The sequence below is a fragment of the Streptomyces sp. SAI-127 genome, from assembly GCF_029894425.1.
Classification (GTDB): Bacteria; Actinomycetota; Actinomycetes; order Streptomycetales; family Streptomycetaceae; genus Streptomyces.
In genome coordinates, this window is record NZ_JARXYJ010000001.1 from 1,646,350 (window position 1) to 1,664,307 (window position 17,958).

The 17,958-nt window shown below is 70.6% G+C and carries 12 protein-coding genes; 4 read left to right on the top strand and 8 right to left on the bottom strand.

The window, feature by feature from the left end:
• The first annotated feature begins 167 nt into the window (after window positions 1-167).
• Entirely contained in the window at window positions 168-869 is a 702-nt protein-coding gene (locus tag M2157_RS07825) for a FadR/GntR family transcriptional regulator (protein WP_280864855.1), read from the top strand.
• A 58-nt stretch (window positions 870-927) separates the two neighbouring features.
• Here the strand turns inward: M2157_RS07825 and M2157_RS07830 are convergent, their stop codons facing one another.
• From M2157_RS07830 to M2157_RS07855, 6 genes are all read right to left on the bottom strand, one after another.
• Window positions 928-3,942, bottom strand: coding sequence for a glycoside hydrolase family 38 C-terminal domain-containing protein (locus M2157_RS07830; protein WP_280864856.1), 3,015 nt, complete (start codon window positions 3,940-3,942; stop codon window positions 928-930).
• A gap of 27 nt (window positions 3,943-3,969) precedes the next feature.
• Window positions 3,970-5,961 carry an endo-beta-N-acetylglucosaminidase gene (locus M2157_RS07835; protein WP_280864857.1) on the bottom strand — a complete coding sequence of 664 codons (1,992 nt, stop codon included), beginning with the start codon at window positions 5,959-5,961 and terminating at the stop codon, window positions 3,970-3,972.
• Window positions 5,962-6,347: 386 nt separating this feature from the next.
• Entirely contained in the window at window positions 6,348-7,604 is a 1,257-nt protein-coding gene (locus M2157_RS07840) for a cellulase family glycosylhydrolase (protein WP_280864858.1), read from the bottom strand.
• A 27-nt stretch (window positions 7,605-7,631) separates the two neighbouring features.
• Complete coding sequence (locus tag M2157_RS07845) at window positions 7,632-8,462, bottom strand: carbohydrate ABC transporter permease (protein ID WP_280861077.1); 831 nt, start codon at window positions 8,460-8,462, stop codon at window positions 7,632-7,634.
• Entirely contained in the window at window positions 8,459-9,397 is a 939-nt protein-coding gene (locus M2157_RS07850; protein WP_280864859.1) for a sugar ABC transporter permease, read from the bottom strand. The genes M2157_RS07845 and M2157_RS07850 overlap by 4 nt, the downstream gene beginning before the upstream one ends.
• 2 nt (window positions 9,398-9,399) lie before the next feature.
• On the bottom strand, window positions 9,400-10,686 hold the full coding sequence (locus tag M2157_RS07855) for a sugar ABC transporter substrate-binding protein (protein ID WP_280864860.1): 1,287 nt from the start codon (window positions 10,684-10,686) through the stop codon (window positions 9,400-9,402).
• Window positions 10,687-10,907: 221 nt separating this feature from the next.
• Between M2157_RS07855 and M2157_RS07860 the strand changes: the two genes are divergently transcribed.
• Window positions 10,908-11,918, top strand: coding sequence for a LacI family DNA-binding transcriptional regulator (locus tag M2157_RS07860; RefSeq protein ID WP_280863720.1), 1,011 nt, complete (start codon window positions 10,908-10,910; stop codon window positions 11,916-11,918).
• A 42-nt stretch (window positions 11,919-11,960) separates the two neighbouring features.
• A complete protein-coding gene (locus M2157_RS07865) occupies window positions 11,961-12,983 on the top strand; it encodes a prolyl oligopeptidase family serine peptidase (RefSeq protein ID WP_280864861.1) in 1,023 nt (340 codons plus the stop codon).
• 7 nt (window positions 12,984-12,990) lie between these two features.
• Here the strand turns inward: M2157_RS07865 and M2157_RS07870 are convergent, their stop codons facing one another.
• Both M2157_RS07870 and M2157_RS07875 read right to left on the bottom strand, forming a co-directional pair.
• Window positions 12,991-14,523: an alpha-L-fucosidase gene (locus M2157_RS07870; RefSeq protein ID WP_280864862.1), complete on the bottom strand. Its 1,533-nt coding sequence runs from the start codon at window positions 14,521-14,523 to the stop codon at window positions 12,991-12,993.
• A gap of 12 nt (window positions 14,524-14,535) precedes the next feature.
• Window positions 14,536-16,356 (bottom strand): family 20 glycosylhydrolase, encoded by a 1,821-nt coding sequence (locus tag M2157_RS07875; protein ID WP_280864863.1) that lies wholly within the window; start codon window positions 16,354-16,356, stop codon window positions 14,536-14,538.
• A gap of 248 nt (window positions 16,357-16,604) precedes the next feature.
• On the opposite strand from M2157_RS07875, the gene M2157_RS07880 reads away from it, so the two are divergent.
• Complete coding sequence (locus tag M2157_RS07880) at window positions 16,605-17,948, top strand: amidase family protein (RefSeq protein ID WP_280864864.1); 1,344 nt, start codon at window positions 16,605-16,607, stop codon at window positions 17,946-17,948.
• Window positions 17,949-17,958 lie beyond the last annotated feature (10 nt).

The window sequence follows — 17,958 nt, forward strand, 5'->3', positions numbered from 1 at the left end:
TCGAGCGTGATCGAGCATGAGCGTGTTCGAGCAGATGACCGCATACTTATCAGACCACTCGCCCCTGGCAATAGCCTCTGGCGGCAGATTTTCCCGTCTTTCGGCCATAGTGGTCCGACCACCTTGGGGGTTAGACTGCGGCGCACCCGGTGATGTGGAGGAATGGCGTGGACGAGACAGCCCCGCAGAAGGGCACCGTGACGCAGCGCGCCATCGAGCAGATCAAGGCGATGATCGGCGAGGGCCGGCTCGAACCTGGCCAGCGGCTGCCGACCGAGCGTGATCTGGCCGTCCAGCTGGGCCTCTCCCGCAGTTCGATGCGCGAGGCGATCCGGGCGCTGACGGTGATGGGCGTGCTGGAGGCCCGGCACGGCTCGGGCATCTACGTCACCCAGCTGGAGGCGGGTGACCTGCTGGAGACCTTCGGCGTGGTCGCCGACCTGTCCCGGGGCCCGCGACTGGTGGAGCTGCTCGAGGTGCGCCGCGTCCTCGAGTCGACGGCGACCGCGCTGGCCGCCGCCCGCATCACGCCCGACCAGCTGGCCGAGGTCGAGAAACACCTCACGGCGATGAACGCCACCGACGACCCCGAGGAGATCCTCGCCCACGACCTGGCCTTCCACCGCGAGATCGCGGTCGCGGCCGGCAACGACACGATGGCGGCGATCCTGGAGGGCCTGTCGTCGCGCACCTTCCGGGCACGCGTGTGGCGCGGCTACCAGGAGGAGGGCGCGTTCGAACGGACGCGGCGTGAACATGCCGCGATCCACCGGGCCCTGATCGCCCACGACCCGGAGGCGGCCCGGGCGGCGGCGGCCGCGCATGTGGGCGAGGTGGAGGAGTGGCTGCGGGCGCAGCTCGGGAGCTGAGCTGCGGCGAGGTTCAGCTCCCGAGGTGAAGGGGGGCGGGTCTCCCCGCCCCCCTTGCTCAAGCCCTGGTGAACCGCAGCGTGACCAGCTCGAACGGCCGCAGGCGCAAGGACACCTCATTCCCCTCACGCCGCAGCGCGGGGGCATCTGCCCACGGGCGCTCCAGCAGATCCGTCGCGGTGACCCCGGCGACCTCGAACCCCGCTGTGAGGGTGGCCCGTGCCCGGCCCCCGTGTGCCTCGTGGAAGCGCACGACCACATCCCCGCTACCGTCGTCCGCCAGCTTGACGGCGGTGACGACGACCGCGTCCTGGTCGACGGTCACCAGCGGGGCGACCTCCTCGGCACCCGGTACGACCCGCTCCGGCAGATTGATCCGCCACCCCTCCCGTACCGCGTCCCCGATGCCCGCCCCCGGCACCAGCGCGTGCCGGAAGTGGTGGACGCCCTGATCGGTCTCGGGATCGGGGAAACGCGGGGCGCGCAGCAGTGACACCCGGACCGTGGTGGTCGTGCCCCGGTCGGCGTCGGTGCGGACCGTACGGGTCACGTCGTGGCCGTACGTCGAGTCGTTGACGATCGCCACGCCCCAGCCGGGTTCCTCCAGGTGGACGAAGCGGTGGTTGCAGGCCTCGAACTTCGCCGCCTCCCAGGAGGTGTTGGTGTGGGTGGGGCGGTGGAAGTGCCCGAACTGCGTTTCCGACGCGTACCGTTCGGCGTGCACGTCGAGCGGGAAGGCGAGCTTCAGGAACTTCTCCGTCTCGTGCCAGTCGACCTCCGTGTCCACGAGCAGCCGCCGCTCCCCCGGCGCGAGGGACAGCACCTGGGTGACGCGGGAGCCGCCGAAGGTCCTCACGATCCGCACACCGTGCCCCTCGGGGGCGAGCTCGTCCACATCGGTGAGATCCGTGACCGTGTTGCGGTAGAACTCGTCCACGTCCCACGCGTCCCACATGTTCGGGAAGTCCGGGTGGAGCTGGAGGAGGTTCCCGGCACGGCCGGGTGCGATCGTCTCGCGGTCGGCCTCGATGTCGTACACGGAGACGGCCAGGCCGCGCGCGTCGACCTCGACGTGCAGGATGCCGTTGTCCAGGACGTGTCCGCCGCCGGGCCGCTCGGTCACCGTCGTCCGCCCCTCGACGACCGCGGTCCCGGCGCCGCCCGCGGCGACTCCGGCTCGGCCGTGGGGTGCGGAATTGAAGAGCAGTTCCCGTGCCCCCTCCCCCGCCAGCGCGCGCTGGGCCGCGTCGATGATGCCGTTCAGCTCGTCGGCGAGCCGCTCGTACGTGCGTCGCGCCTCCCGGTGCACCCAGGCGATCGACGATCCCGGCAGGATGTCGTGGAACTGGTGGAGCAGCACCGTCTTCCAGATGCGGTCCAACTCCTCGTACGGGTACGGGAATCCCGTTCGTACTGCCGCCGTCGCCGCCCACAGTTCGGCCTCGCGCAGCAGGTGTTCGCTGCGGCGGTTGCCCTGCTTGGTCTTCGCCTGGCTGGTGAGGGTGGCCCGGTGGAGTTCGAGGTACAACTCGCCCACCCAGACGGGTGGTTCGGGGTACTCGGCCTCGGCCTTGGTGAAGAACTCCTTCGGGGTCTCCCAGGCCACGGTCGCCGAGCCTTCGAGGTCGCGGAGGCGGGCCGCCTTGGCGATCATCTCCCTCGTGGTGCCGCCGCCTCCGTCGCCCCAGCCGGTGGGGGCGAGGGAGTGGCGGGCGGCCCCCTTGTCCTTGAAGTTCCGTGCCGCGTGGGCGATCTCGCTGCCCTTCATGGAGCAGTTGTAGGTGTCGACGGGCGGGAAGTGGGTGAAGATCCGGGTGCCGTCGATGCCCTCCCAGCGGAAGGTGTGGTGCGGGAACTTGTTCGTCTGCGACCAGGAGATCTTCTGTGTCAGCAGCCACTTGGAGCCTGCCGCCTTGATGATCTGGGGCAGTCCGGCCGCGAAGCCGAAGGTGTCGGGCAGCCACGCCTCCTCGTTCTCGACTCCGAACTCGTCGAGGAAGAACCGCTTGCCGTGCACGAACTGACGGGCCATCGCCTCTGAGCCCGGCATGTTGGTGTCCGACTCCACCCACATGCCGCCGGCCGGCACGAACCGCCCGTCCGCCACCGCCTTCTTCACCCGCGCCCACACCTCTGGCCGGTGGTCGCGGACCCAGGCCCACTGCTGCGCCTGGGACATGGCGAAGACGAACTCCGGCTCGTCGTCGAGGAGCGCGGTCATGTTGGAGGTCGTACGGGCGACCTTGCGGACCGTCTCGCGCAGCGGCCACAGCCACGCCGAGTCGATGTGCGCGTGGCCGATCGCGCTGATGCGGTGGGCGGAGGGCACGGCGGGCTCGGACAGCACCGTCTCCAGCCGTACCCTTGCCTGCGCCGCCGTGCCGTTCACGTCCTGGAGGTCGATCGCGTCCAGCGCCTTCTCCACCGCCCGCAGGATCTCCCAGCGCCGGGCCGACTCCACCGGCAGTTCGGCCATCAGCTCGCCGAGCACCTCCAGGTCGATCACGAGCTGCCAGACGGTCTCGTCGAGGACGGCGAGGTCCATGCGCGCCAACCGGTACTGCGGCTCGGCCCCGGCGGTCTCCTTGTCGCCCAACCGCGTGGGCAGGAAGGGGTGGTAGTCGAGGATGACGGGGTTGGACGCGGCCTCGATGTGCAGGCGCACCTCCTCGCCGCCCTCGACGGGCGCGCCGATCCGCACCCACTGGTTGCGCGGGTTGAGGCCCTTCACGGGGGTGCCGTCGGGCCGGTAGACCAGACCCTCGCACTGGAAGCCGGGCATGTTCTCGTCGAAGCCGAGGTCGAGGAGGGCCTCGACGGTCTTCCCGGCCCACGCCTCGGGGACGGTCCCGGTGACGCGGAACCAGCTGGTGCCCCAGGGAGCACCCCAGCGGGCGCCCACGGCGATGGGCTCCGGTTCGGCCGCCAGGCCCTCGGCGACGGGCACCGGCTCGTCGGGCGCGTGCCACACCGCCACGTCCAGCGGCACGGACTCGGGGTACACGGCGGGGCGGAGCCGCTCGTCGAGGACGCGCCTCAGGCGGGCTTCGACCAGGCTGCGGTCGTCATGCATGCGGGGTGCTCTCCAAGGGTCCGGGGGTTACCAGGGGTGGGTCACGGTCACGGGGTCCGACGACGTGTACAGCTCCCCCACGGCACGCAGCTCCAACCGCGCCTGCCGCTCGCCCTGTTCGGGCTGGAGGCCGCCGACGAAGTAGGCCCGCTGACAGGTGCCGCCGAGGAAGCGCCGGCTGCCGTCGGGCAGGAGCCGGTGCAGGGTGTAGTGGCGTACGGGGCCGGGAGCGGGGTTCCACGCGAGGCGCAGGTCGCCGCCGGAGGCCGCGGTGATCCGCAGGCCGGAGGGTGCGGCGGGGGTGCCGGGGGTGTCGTACACCGCGAGACCGCCGAGCCGCCACGTCAGCGGGCCGCTGCCGGTGAGCCGCACGCCAAGCGCGTGGACGGTCCCGGAGAGCCCGGTGAGCCGTACGGTCGAGGTGTGCCAGCCGTCGCCGGTGGTCACGGGAAGACGGACGTACGGCGGTGTCGCCCCCGGCGCGCCCGGTTCGGCGGTGGCCACGGCCAGCTCGACGCCCACCGCACCCGCGTCGGTCCGGTGGGTCAGCTCGACCACCGTGCCGTCGCCGATCGGCAGCCGCGTGGCATACAGATCCACGGTGACCGGTTCGTCCACCGTGCCGCTCACCACCACACTGCTTCCGCCCCGCCAGGCGTCCGCGAAGTCGAAGGAGACAGCCGGCCGGGAGCCCTCGGTCCGCACCACCCACTGCCGCGACGGCAGCCGGTCCTGCAACCCGAGGTGGTTCCAGGCCGCGTCCGAGGTGACGGCACCCTCCTCGTACCACCGCAGCCCGTGCCCGGTGTTGAACACGCTCGCGAACGGCACCGAGGTGACCGTCGACCGGTCGGCGACCGACACCGCCGGAGCGCGCCAGCCGTCCGTCCCGTCGGGCCGGGACGGATCGAGCGACCGGCCCGTCCAGAAGCGGTCGTCGGCGGCGTGGAAGTCCTCCGGTGACCGCTGGTCCGCGGGCAGGTGGTTGCGGGTCCACTCCGGCCGGTACAGCCCGATCGACGTGATGTGCGGCTTGCCGGCCGGCACGATCGCGTCCCAGTTCTCGGCCGTGTTCCAGCCGCCCGCCTCCACGTCCACCCCGGCCCACAGCTCGTAGCGGCTGCGGCCCAGTCGCTGTGCCAGGGCGCCCGAGGACACCAGACCGGCAGCCGTCCACCGGAAGTCGACGAACATGTCGTCGGCGGCCTCGAAGAACGCCTGGTTACGGCTGTTCAGCGCACCCTGCCAGCTCACCGTCCCACTCACGGTCATCGAGTCGTACCACGTCACCCGCTGCCCCCGAGCGGCGGCCAGCGACTTCAGCTCCCGGACGAATCCCAGCATGTCCGCCCCGAGAGCCGTGTCCCCTCCCCCGGTCTCGGCGTTGACGAACCACCCGTCGAAACCGTGGGCCGCGGCGACCGCGACGAGTTGGGCCGCCAGTGGATACCGCCCGGCCGCGTTCTTCTGCACCAGGTCCCGGGTCCACTGCAGTTGTCCCCCGTAGGCGACGGGCGGCAGGAAGATGTTGCCGAGGACGGGCACGCCGTGCCGGTGGGCGGCGTCCACGATCGGCGCGTTCGGCGCGAGGATCAGTCCCTCGCCGGAGGAGCCGCCCCAGAAGACCAGTTCGTCGACGTAGGCCCAGTGCCCGAAGGCGTAGTAGTCGGAGGTCGCCGAGCCCTGCGACGGGTTGCCCGCGGTGGGCCCGAAGGAGACCAGCGACTGGATGCGGGCCTGGCCGGCGCGTGCCGTCGTGTTCGCGGGGGTCGGGGTGAAGCGGGCGGCGAGCGGTACGGAGGCCGCGTTGAAGGCGAGGTCGGCGTCGTCGGCCGCCCGCCAGGCCTTGAGGCTGCGCCAGGTGATGCCGGTGCCGGGGCTGCCGGAGGGCAGGGAGTCCGGGTACCAGTAGGTGGCGTACGGCTGGAGCGCGGTCGCCGCCGCCGCCTTCGCCGGCAGCGCGGGGAGCAGCGCCGCCGCGGTCGCGGCGAGCAGGACGGTGCGTCTGGTGGGGTTCACGAGCGGGTGCCTCCTAGTGGTCCTTGGGGGGTGTTGCTGCTCGCCAGGGAGTGCGCACAAGGCCGCATTAGCTCGATCGTGTGATCGTCCGCTGACGGGCTTGTGGCGCCCTGGGCTGTTTGGGCTGGCGTGGTCGTGCGACCTGGGACACCGGGTACGGCGTCAGCGTGCGGGGCCCCTGCTCCACCAGAGGATGGTTCAGGGCCTCCCCGTCGCCTCTGGCCGTACCGACCTGCCAGGTCGTGAGGGCTGTGTCCATCAGCGGCCTCCGGCCGCGGGGGCCTCCCGGGCTCGGACCGCGCACAGGATGCGTGTCGCCGCCCCGGGGTCGAGTACGCCGGGGACCAGCTCGCCCAAGCCCGTTCGGGGCGCGCGGCTGTACGGACTCACTCCCGCTCAGTCCACAGGAACGGTGGGAGTACCTGATCGGGTGTGACGACCTCGGTGATGCCGCGCGCGGACAGGTGGTCCTGGTCGGCGGCACGGGTGTCGAGGACGGTGGTGGGGCGGGCGCCGTCGGCGGCCAGCCGGAAGTAGGCGTCGAAGACCGGGCCACCGGGCGCGCAGCGCGAACGGCAGGCGGGGTCGGAGGGAACGACCAGCGCGGTCGTACGGCGTTCAGGCGCTCGCGAGCCCGTGCGCGCCGCCCGCTCCAGCACCCGGGCCGCCTGCTTCGGCTTCCGGTCGTTGGTCAACAGGCCGAGCCCGTACTCCAGTTCCGGGAAGTCGGCCAGCTCCCGGGACACGTCGTGGGAGCACCACCAGGTGATGCCCCACAGGTCGGGGCAGTCCAGGGCGTTCGCCACGGTCGCCTCGGTGAAGGCGGCGGCGTGCTCGGGCGGCACCAGCGGGGCGGGTGCGCCGACCTCCTGGAGCCAGACCGGCCGGTGTGGGTCCTCGGCCCAGGCCTTGCTGAGCTCGACGAGATAGGCGGCGTGGTGCTCGGCCTGGACGGAGGTGCGGCCGTGGCGCTGGGCGGTGCCGTTGAAGACCCAGGAGTGCACGGCGGTGACGGCACCGTGGCGGGCGGCCTGGGCGGGGGTGAAGGGCTGGTCGTCCTGGTACCAGGTGGCGTCGTACTCGGCGTGCAGGTGCAGTCGGCCGGGAGCCCCTTCCTCGCAGGCGGCGAGCATGCGGGTGAGCCAGGCGTCGATCTGCTCGGACGTGGCCCGGTCGGGGTCGGGATGCGGGCCCGCGGAGAACTGGTTGACCTCGTTGCCGAGGGTCATGCCGATGAAGTTGGGCCGGTCCGCCAGCGCCGCCGCCAGCGTGCGCAGATAGGCGGCCTGGCCCTCGACCACCTCCGGGTCGGTGAAGAGATTGCGCCGGTGCCAGGTCCGGGTCCAGGCCGGCAGGAAGTCGAAGCTGCTCAAGTGCCCTTGCAGGCCGTCGACGTTGACGTCGAGACCGCGTTCGGCGGCGGCGTCGACGAGCCGCACGAGATCCGCGACGGCGCGCTCCCGGATGAGAGTGCGGTTCGGCTGGAAGTAGGGCCACAGCGGGAAGACCCGGATGTGGTCGAGGCCCAGGGCGGCGATGGAGTCGAGGTCGGCGCGGACCGGATCGAGGTCGAAGTCGAGCCAGTGGTGGAACCATCCGACGCTCGGGGTGTAGTTGACGCCGAAGCGCACGGCAGGAGGCATACGGGATCCTTGACTCTGGGGGTTCGTTCAGCCCTTCACCGCCCCCTCGCCCACCCCGCGGAAGAAGTACCGCTGGAGGCCGGCGAAGAGGGCGATCAGCGGGGCCACGGCGATGACCGTGCCCGCGGCGACGAGCCGTTCGTCGTTGGCGAAGGTGCCGTGCAGGTAGTTCAGGCCGATGGTGAGGGTGAACTTCGACGGGTCGCTCAGCACGATCAGGGGCCACAGGAAATCGTCCCAGGCGCCCATGAAGGCGAAGATCGCGACGACGGCCACGGTTCCCTTCACCGACGGCAGCGCGATCCGCAGGAAACGCTGCCAGACGTTGGCGCCGTCGACGTAGGCCGCCTCCTCGATCTCGTACGGCAGGTTCAGGAAGGCGTTGCGCATCAGCAGGACGTTCATCGCGCCGATGCAGCCCGGCAGGACCACGCCGATCAGGGTGTTGTTGAGGCCGAGCTCCCGCATGGTGGTGAACTGGGCGATGATGATGCCCTCCACGGGCACGAGCATCGCCAGGACGAACGCGAGGGTGGCCGCGCGGCGGCCGCGGTAGCGGAGCCGGGCCAGGGCGTATCCGGCGAGCGCCGAACCGACGCAGTTGGTCACGACGTTGGCGGTGGCGACCTTCAGCGAGTTGAAGGCGTAGTCCCAGACGGGGATGGTGTCGGCGACCCGCTCGTAGTTGTGGAGGGTCGGATGCCGGGGCAGGAAGGACGGCGGCGAGCTGTAGATGTCCTCCGTGGGGCCCTTGAGCGAGGTCGACAGCTGCCAGAGGAAGGGGCCCACGGTCAGGGCGAGGACGGCGAGCAACAGGACGTACCGCAGCACCAGTTCGCCCTTGCGTACCCGGGTCACGTCTCCCCCCTCCGGTCGGCCCGCAGCACGAGCAGCATCAGCGCGACGGTGACGACGAAGACGACGACCGAGATCGCGGACGCGTAGCCGACGCGGCCCGTGAGTCCGGTGCCCGTGCGCTGGACGAGCATCACGAGCGTGGTGTCCTCACCCGCCGGTCCCCCGCTGGGGCCGGCCATCAGGTAGACCTCGGAGAACACCTTGAAGGCGGCGACCGAGGACAGTGCCCCGACGAGGGCCATGGTCGAGCGGACGGCGGGCACCGTCACCGTGACGAACCGCCGGATCGCCCCGGCCCCGTCCACCGCCGCGGCCTCGTGCAGCTCACGCGGCACATTGGCCAGGGCGGCCAGGTAAATGATCATGTAGTAGCCGAGGCCCTTCCACACCGTGACGGCCATGGCGCTCAGCAGGAGCAGCCACTGGTCGCTCAGGAAGCCGATCCGGCCGACCCCGACGGCCTCCAACAGCGAGTTGATCAGGCCGCGTTCGTCGAGGAGCCACACCCAGATGAGTCCGACCACGACGATCGACGCGACGACCGGGGTGTAGAAGGCGGACCGGAAGAAGGTGATGCCGGGGATGTTCTTCTGCACCAGCAGCGCGAGCAGCAGCGGCAGGATCACCAGCGCGGGCACGACGCCGAGGACGTACAGCGAGCTGTTGCGCAGGCCGATCCAGAACATGTCGTCGTGCAGCAGCTCACGGAAGTTCGCCAGGCCCACGAACTCACCCGGGATCAGGGTGCGCCGGTCGGTGAAGGCGTTGATCAGGGTGGAGACGAACGGGTACAGGATGAACGCGCCGATGATCAGCAGACCGGGTGCGGCGAACAGCCAGGGACTCATCGGCAGTTGGCGCCGCACGCGACGTACGGGATTCACGTCGGGCGTGCGGCTGTCGCGCCGCACGCGGGAGACGGTGGACGACGCCATGGCTATCCCTGCTGCTCGAGCAGCGTGTCACAGGCCTTGACAGCGTTGTCGAGAGCTTCCTGGGGGCTCTCCTTGCCCTGCAACGCCTTCGCGACCTCGTTGCGCAGGGCCGTCTTCATCTGCTCGCTGAACAGCACCGGTGTGTAATTGACCGCGTTCTTCAGCGACTTGGCGGCGGCGACCCGCACCCGCGTCTCGTCGGTCCCGTCCTCCTTGGTGAAGTAGGGGTCGTCCAGCGATCCCGCGGTGCTGGGGAAGATGGCGACCTTCTTCGCGAAGGACATCTGGTGCTCGGCGTCGGTGACGTAGTGCGCGAAGGCGACGGATGCGGCCTTCTTCTTGGTCTGCGCGTTCACCATCACGCCCATCACGTACATGTTGACGTGCCCGGTGCTGGTGATCTGGTCGGTGATGCCGATGTTCTTGTACAGGTTCGGCGCCTGCTTCTTGAAGTTGCCGAGGTCCAGTGCGCTGCCGGGGTTCATGGCGACGGCCCCGGTGAGGAACTTCTTGCCGGAGGACTCGGGCGTGGCGGTGAGCGCCTGCGGGTCGAGCGCCTTGGCGTCGTACAGCTCCTTGTACTTGGTGAGCAGTTCGACCCCCTTGGCGTCGTTGAAGGCGAAGGCGGTGCCCTCGGAGTTCATGAGCGGGACGCCGTAGCGGCCGAAGTCCTCGATGGTGGGCACGTTGGCGAGGGTGGCGACCTTGCCGTCGCTCTTCTTCGCCAGTTCCAGGGCGTCCGCGAAGAGTTCGTCGTACGTCTTCGGCGGCTGGTCGGGGTCGATCCCGGCCTCCTCGAAGAGGGACTTGTTGTAGAAGAGCGGTCCGGTGTTGAGGTACCAGGGGAAGGCGTACGTGCCGGTCACACCGGGTACCTGGTGGCTCGCCCAGGCGCCGTCCAGGTACTCCTTCCTGTACTGCCCGGCTGCCTTGTCGAGGTCGAGCGCGAGGCCGGCCTCGGCGAGGGGCGCGACCAGGTCCGGGGACACGTTGACGACGTCGGGCAGGGTGCCGCCCGCGGCATCGGCGCTGATCTTGTCGGCGTAGCCCTCGGCGGGCTGGTCGATCCACTTCACGTCGGTGCCGGGGTACTTCTTCTCGAAGTCGGCGATCAGGCCCTCGAAATAGTCCTTGAAGTTTGCCCTGAGGTTCCAGGTCTGGAAGGTGATGTCGCCCTCGATCTTGCCGGAGGCGTCACTCGAACCGCCGTCGTCGCCGGACCCGCAGCCGCTCAGCGGCAGAAGGACACAGACAGCGGCGGCAGCGAAGGTTCTGCGGGAAATAGGCACGGCGAACCGGGTCTCCTTTGCGGCGGAGTTGGCCAACGACGGAGACCCTGCACGCCGTTCCACGGGCCCGTCAATGCATCTCGCGCAGCTAATTTGTTTAGTGACTAATGCGTATTAGGTTGACGCAGCTGAACCGCATTAGTGCATACTGTCCCGACGAACCGCAGGGAGAATGGGGAAACAGCGTGTCAGGCAAGCGGTCACCGGTCCGCAGGCCCACGATGAAGGACATCGCCCGGCGGGCCGGCGTCTCCCAGAGCGCGGTCTCCTTCGCACTGAACGGCCGGGCCGGGGTCTCCGAGGACACCCGCGACCGGGTGCGCAGGGTCGCCGAGGAACTCGGCTGGCGCCCGAGCACCGCGGCCCGCGCGCTGTCCGGCGAGGGCGCCGCCACGGTCGGCTTCGTGCTGGCACGGCCGGCCGAGACGCTCGGCGTCGACTCGTTCTTCCTCCAGCTCGTCTCCGGGATACAGGAAGTGCTGGCGGAGCGTCATCTCGGGCTGCTGTTCCAGGTGGTGGAGGACGTCGAGGACGAGTGCGCGGTGTACCGGCGCTGGTGGGCCGAACACCGGGTGGACGGTGTCCTGGTGGTCGACCCGCGCACCAACGACCCACGCACCGGGGTCCTCGACGAACTGGGCCTGCCCGGTGTGGTGATCGGCGGCGCCCCCGACGAACGCCATCCGGGGCTGTCGACCGTCTGGGCGGACGACGCGGGCGCGATGGCCGCGGTCGTGGACGAGCTGTACGCGCTGGGCCACCGGCGGATCGTGCACATCGCGGGCCTGCCGGGACTCGCGCACACCGAGCGCCGGATCCGCACCCTGCGGGCGGAGGCCGAGCGGCGCGGGCTGACCGGGGTGAAGTCGGTGACCACCGACTACTCGGACGCCGCGGGCGCCGCCGTGACCCGCAGGGTCCTGGAGGCGTCCGCTCCGCCGACCGCGCTGATCTACGACAACGACGTGATGGCCCTCGCCGGAGTCGCCGCCGCGACCGAACTGGGTCACTCGGTGCCCGCGGACGTGTCGGTGGTGGCCTGGGAGGACTCGGCGCTGTGCCGCATGGTCAAGCCGTGGCTGTCGGCCCTGTCCCGGGACAGCGTGGAGTTCGGCCGTACGGCGGCCACGGAACTGACCGCGCTGCTGGACGGCGGTCCGGCGCGGACCGTACGGGTGCCGGTGCCCCGGCTGATCGTGCGGGACAGCACGGGAGCGGCCCGGGGCACCTGAACCGAGGGGGACAGCGAGCGCCCCGGCGGGGACAATGGCCGTATGCGGACAAGGGGAGCGTTCTGTGCCGCCACCGCACTCGCGCTGTCGGCCGCGGTGGGCTGTACGACCGGCGACACCGAGGACCGGACCCGCCCGAGCAGTCCGGCCGCCTCGACGCCGCGTACCGCGAGCCCGACGGCGACGGCCGCGCCGGTGAACCCCGTCTCGATCCCGGCCATGATCCAGCGCGATCACACGGGGTCCGGTCTCGAGCTGGGCAGGGTGCTGACCCGTACCTCCGCCTACACGAGCTACGAGGTGACGTACGAGTCGGACGGCCTGACGATCTCGGGCCTGATGAACATCCCCTCGGGCAAGGGACCCTTCCCGGCCCTGGTGCTGGCGCACGGCTACATCGACCCGGAGATCTACACCACCGGCCGCGGCCTCCCCCGCGAGCAGGACCTCCTCGCCCGCAACGGCTACGTCGTCCTGCACACCGACTATCGCAACCACGCCCGCTCGGACAAGGACACGGACAACGACGTGAACCTCCGCCTCGGTTACACCGAGGACGTGATCGGCGCGGCGATGGCACTACGGTCCTCCGGGCGCCCGGAGATCGACACCGACCGCCTCGGCCTGCTCGGCCGTTCGATGGGCGGCGGTGTCGTCCACAACACGCTGGTGGTCGCCCCGGGCCTGTTCGACGCCGCGGTCGCCTACGCGCCGGTCAGCGGGCGACCCCAGGAGAACATCGACCAGTTCCAACGCCCCGAGGGCGACCCGCTGGTGGCCGAGATCGAGTCCGAACACGGCACCCCCGAGACGAACCCCCGGTTCTGGCGCGAGGTCTCCCCCCTCACCTACGTCGACCGCGTCACCGAACCCCTCCTGATCCACCACGGCACCACCGACACGACCTGCCCCATCCGCTGGACCCGCCAGACGGTGACCGCGTTCGAGAAGGCGGGCAAGGACGTCGAGCTGCGCACATACCGGGGCGAGGGGCACACCTTCTACTCCCAGTGGGGGCGCTCGATGGACACCACCATGGAGTTCTTCGAGCGGCATCTGAGCTGAGGGGTCCTCAGGCCCGGGACCGGTACAGCCCGAACTCCTCAATGCGTACGGCACTTCGGGCCTGCGTCACCCGTAGTCGCCACCTCCGGGCCCGTACCGGAGCCGGCAGCAGCAGGATGCGGCTCGCGCCGATGGTGCCGGCGCCCGTGACCTCCGTCCAGGTGCCGTCGTGGAGCGCCTCGACGACGAAGCTCTCCACCTGCTGGCCGTAGCGGATGTCCTCGGCGAGGCGGATGCGGTCGACCTCGTGTTCCGTGCCGAGGTCGACGGTGACGCGGCCCGGTGCCGACGTGGTGCGGCCGCGGGCGGCCAGGTCCTGCGGCAGCTCCCGCTCGATCCGTTCCCTGAACTCCCGTAGCCGCACGACATCCGTGCCGTGCAGCAGGCCCTCCGTGTCCGGTGGGACATTGAGCAGCAGCACCGCGTTGCGTCCCACCGACCCGAAGAAGATCTCCGTCAGGTAGTCCACGGACTTGGGCTGCTGGTCGGCGTGGTAGAACCAGCCGTCGCGGATGGAGACGTCGCACTCGGCGGGCCACCACTGGAGGTAGTCCGTCGCGGGCTGCGCCTTCACCAGGGCGGCGCGGCTGCCCTCGTCGGGGGTGTCGTAGGACAGGGCCCAGTCGGTGCGGCCGTACTGGTTCTCCTTGACCGGGATGACGCTCCACTCGTCCTCGCGCGCGATGCCGCTCTCGTTGCCGACCCAGCGCAGGTCGGGACCGGTGACGGCGATCGCCGCGTCCGGGGCGAGGGTGCGCACCAGGGTGTACCAGCTGTCCCAGTCGTAGCTCTCCACCTTCTCGGGCGGGATGTGCCCCTGCGCGCCGTCGAACCACACCTCGTCGACGGGCCCGTATTCCGTGAGTACTTCGTACAGCGTGTTGAGCATGTGGGCGCCGTAGTCGGTGGCGTCCAGGGTGTGGAAGCGGTCCGGCGTACGGTCGTCGTCCGCCACGAGGGTCGGGATCGTGCGCGGGGCGCGGGCGCTGCCGTTGGCGTACACGCCGTGCAGGTACTGGTTCTCGTCGGCGGGCGAGATGTAGACGCCGACCTTGAGGCCATGGCGGCGCATGGAGTCGGCGAAGGAACGCAGCACATCGCCCTGACCGTCACGCCAACTGCTCGCTGCCACCGAGTGATCGGTGTAGCGGGAGGGGTAGAGGACGAAGCCGTCGTGGTGCTTGACGGTGAGGATGGCGAGCTTGAAGCCGCCGTCCTTCAGGGCCGCGGCCCACTGGTCGGTGTCGAGGCCGGTCGGCTGGAAGACGTCCGGGTCCTCGTCGCCGGTGCCCCACTCCAGGCCGGTGAAGGTGTTCACGCCGAAGTGCAGGAAAGCGGTCCGCTCGAGGCTCTGCCAGGCGACCTGCCGTGCGGTGGGCCTGACGTGGGACGCCTTGCGGACGAGGTCGGCCTCGGTGTCGTCCGGGGAGACGGGGATGCGGTAGGAACGGTCGTCGGAGGCCGCGGCAGCCATCGTGGGGATGCCGGTCACCGCGAGTGCGGTGGCGGCGGTGACGAAGAGGCGTCTGGAGACGGTCATGGGGGGTGCTCCTCAGCTCAAGTGCCAGACGGCGGGGGTGCGTTGGTCGGCCGGGTACTGCACGATCCGGCCGTCGTCCGTGACGGTGAGCGCCATCTGCGTGATTGCGTTGACGAGCCGGTAGCCGCCCGCCACGGGCTCCAACTCCCAGCGCTGCAGGGTGCCGGACGGGTCGCAGGTGTCCCAGGTCGCCTCGACGCCGGGCTGCAGCGGCACGCTGAGCGTGAGCTTGCCGCCGCTGATCGCGAGGCAGCCGGCCGCCGACCGGAGGGTCACATAGCCGTCCGCCGTGCGCTGCACGGAGGCCGTGAACGACGGCCCGAAGGTGTACGTGCCGTCCGCCACCGGCACCCGGGTCAGGTCGCGCCAACCGGGCGCGTGGCCCACCGCCGCACCGCGCGCCACGAACTCCGCGTAGGTGGCGTCGGGATGCGGATCCCCCCAGGTGGCCTGGGCGACATGCCGTAGCGCCGGCCAGAGCCGGACGGCGACCTCGTTCTCCGTCTCGCCGCGTCCGTTGTCCGGCCACAGGCTGATCTTCGCGCCGGTGACCCCCCGGGAGGAGGCGAGCTTCTCGCCCTCGAAGCTGCGCGGGTCCCAACTCTGGTCGTAGAGCGACTCGGTGTCGCTGTGGAAGCCGCCGCGGATGAGGTAGAGCGAATAGGAGGAGTTCATCACCGAGTAGCCCTGCGCGATGAGTTGACTGGGCTTGACCGCCACGTTCAGCCAGTGCTCGACCGTGGTGTCGGTCTTCACGGGCACGGTGTTGGCTCCGGTGAGCCCGTCGTTCCAGATCCGCAGCTTCACACCCTTGCTCGCCGCGTAGTCGTGGACGCGGTTGACGAAGTCGACGAAGGCGTCCTGCGGGGTGGCGCCCGAACCGTACTTCTCCTGGGCGTACTCGAGGATCTGCGGGTACTTCGCGAAGTCGGAGCCGAGCATGTACTCGTCGGCTCCCATGTGCCAGGACTTCGCCGTGAAGACCTGGGCGTACTCGTCCATCAGGCTCTTGTAGTAATCGAAGGCGGCCTGCTGGGTGATGTCGAGCCGGGAGGGCTGCTTGACGCCGTCGGAGTCGGTCAGCTGGAGGTCCGGACGGTTCTCGATCCACGGGTCGATGTGCCCCGGAGAGTTGATCTCGGGGATGATCTCGACGTGGTACTTGTCGCCGAGCGCGACGAGCTGCCGTATCTCGTCCTTGGTGTAGTAGCCCCAGGTGTTGGCCTCGGGGTGGGCGTCGCTCTTGACCTTCAGCTCCACGAGCAGCTGGTTGAGCTTGTTGTAGGCCATCTCGCGGACGAGGTTCTCCAGCCAGGGCAGCGAGACATGGATGTAGCAGGCGCACACGCCGACGCCCCGCTCCTGGTAGCGCGGCACGTCGACCGTGCGCCCGGCGGGGATCCGGTCGCCCTGCGCGAGGAGCTGGAGGAGGGTCCGTGTGCCGTAGAAGGCGCCGGTCTCGGTCGCTCCGGTGATCGACAGGCTTCTGCCGGCGTGGAGTTCGTAGCCCTCGGCGCCGAGGGAGCTCCGGGACGGATCGACCTCGATAACGATGTCACCGGACCGGGCGGCGCCACGTACGACGGGGACCGAGCCGTGGCCTGCCGTCCGCAGATCACCGGCGAGCGTGTCCGCCACCCGGCGTTCGGCCGGATCGCCGGCGACGAGCCGGGCCCCGGGCCGGTAGGCGTAGGCGCCCGACTCCGGAGTCCACCGGGTCAGGGCAGGCACCGTGACCGGCGGGCCCTGGTCCGAGCGCGCGAGCGCCGGGGCGGGCGCCAGGAGCAGCGTCAGCAGCGCCACGACGGCGGCGAATCTCAGCCGTTTCCTCATGAGCGACTCCCTATTCATCGGATGGCTGATAATTGAGGTCCCCACAAGGGCTGTCAACGGGGCTGGATCAGCCGAGAGTTGAGCCAGAGATCGGATGACCTGCTGATCGGCGCCTGTCACCGACGTCCCCCGTCGCGAAAAGTCCAAGAAGACCGGTCCGAATGTCCAAGCGCGAGCGCTCTCGACGCGACGTCCGCCTCCGGGCAGAGTTCTCCCTACGTACTCGCGAGTAGCCCCGAGGAGCGCACGTGACCAGCTGGGTCGGCAGTACCGCCGCCGAGATCGCCGCCGCCGTCCGCGAGAAGCGGGCCACGCCCCGGGAGGTGGTGGCCGAGCACCTCGCCCGGATCGAGAAGCTCGACGGGCGGATCGGGGCGTTCCGGGTGGTGCGCGCCGAAGCGGCGCTGGCGGAGGCCGACGAGGTGGGTTCCAGGGGCGACCTCGGCGAACTGCCTCTGGCCGGGGTGCCCGTGGCCGTCAAGGACAACCTCTCCGTGCGCGGCGAGACCAACCGCGTCGGCACCGCCGCGACCCCCGACACCCCCGCCGGGGCCGACCATGAGGTCGTGGCCCGGCTGCGGGCCGCCGGCGCGGTGGTCGTGGGGCTGACGAACGTGCCGGAGCTGTGCGTCTTCGGGACCACGGAGGGCGTCCACGGCACCTCCCGCAACCCCTGGGACACCACGCGTACGGCGGGCGGCTCGTCCGGCGGCAGCGCGGCCGCGGTCGCCGCGGGCCTGGTCCCGATCGCCCTCGGCAACGACGGCATGGGCTCCCTGCGCATCCCGGCGGCCAACTGCGGGCTCGTCACGCTGAAGCCGGGGTCGGGGGTGGTCCCGGCCGGCATCAGCGACGGGGACTGGTTCGGCATGTCCGAAAACGGTCCGCTGTCGACCACGGTCGAGGACGCCCGCCTGCTGCTTTCGGTCATCGCCGGCACCGAGTTCGTACGACGGGACGCGCCCGCCACGCTCGACGTCGCCGTGTCCCTGCGCAGCCCGCTCGCCGGGGTCACGGTCAGCGCGCCGTATACGAACGCGGTCCGGGAGGCGGCCGGGCTGCTGATCAAGGCGGGGCATCTGGTGCGGCGCGCCGACCCGCCGTACCCGCTCTCGCTGAGCCTCACCTCGCTCGCCACCTGGACGGCGGGCACCTCGGTGGACGCCGCGGGGCTGGATCCGCGGCTGCTGGCCCGGCGCACCCGGGTGCACGCGGCGATCGGCCGGCGCTTCGTCAAGGCCGTGCGGACGGGCAAGGCCCGGCAGGAACTGCGCGAGCGACTGGAGCCGTTCTTCGCCGAGCACGACGTCCTGCTGCTTCCGGCGCTGGCCCGCCGCTCCCCCAAGGCCGAGGCCTGGCACGAGCGGGGCTGGCTGCGCAACGTCCTGGTCAACACCAACTACTCGCCGCTCACGCCGCCGTGGAATCTCACCGGCTGGCCGGCGATGTCGGTCCCGCTCGGCACTCTGCCCTCGGGCGCCCCCACCGCCGTACAACTGGTGGCCCGGCCCGGGTCGGAGACGGTGCTGCTGGAGGTCGCGGAGGAACTGGAGCGGCGGCAGCCGTGGCGGCGGACGGCGCCGCTCGACTGAACGCCGAGCC

Excerpts from the sequence above, each read along its gene's own strand:
- M2157_RS07830 (WP_280864856.1), bottom strand. The coding sequence starts at position 3,942 with ATGCATGACGACCGCAGCCTGGTCGAAGCCCGCCTGAGGCGCGTCCTC.
- M2157_RS07840 (WP_280864858.1), bottom strand. The coding sequence starts at position 7,604 with ATGCCTCCTGCCGTGCGCTTCGGCGTCAACTACACCCCGAGCGTCGGA.
- M2157_RS07850 (WP_280864859.1), bottom strand. The coding sequence starts at position 9,397 with ATGGCGTCGTCCACCGTCTCCCGCGTGCGGCGCGACAGCCGCACGCCC.
- M2157_RS07860 (WP_280863720.1), top strand. The coding sequence starts at position 10,908 with ATGAAGGACATCGCCCGGCGGGCCGGCGTCTCCCAGAGCGCGGTCTCC.
- M2157_RS07865 (WP_280864861.1), top strand. The coding sequence starts at position 11,961 with ATGCGGACAAGGGGAGCGTTCTGTGCCGCCACCGCACTCGCGCTGTCG.
- M2157_RS07870 (WP_280864862.1), bottom strand. The coding sequence starts at position 14,523 with ATGACCGTCTCCAGACGCCTCTTCGTCACCGCCGCCACCGCACTCGCG.
- M2157_RS07875 (WP_280864863.1), bottom strand. The coding sequence starts at position 16,356 with ATGAGGAAACGGCTGAGATTCGCCGCCGTCGTGGCGCTGCTGACGCTG.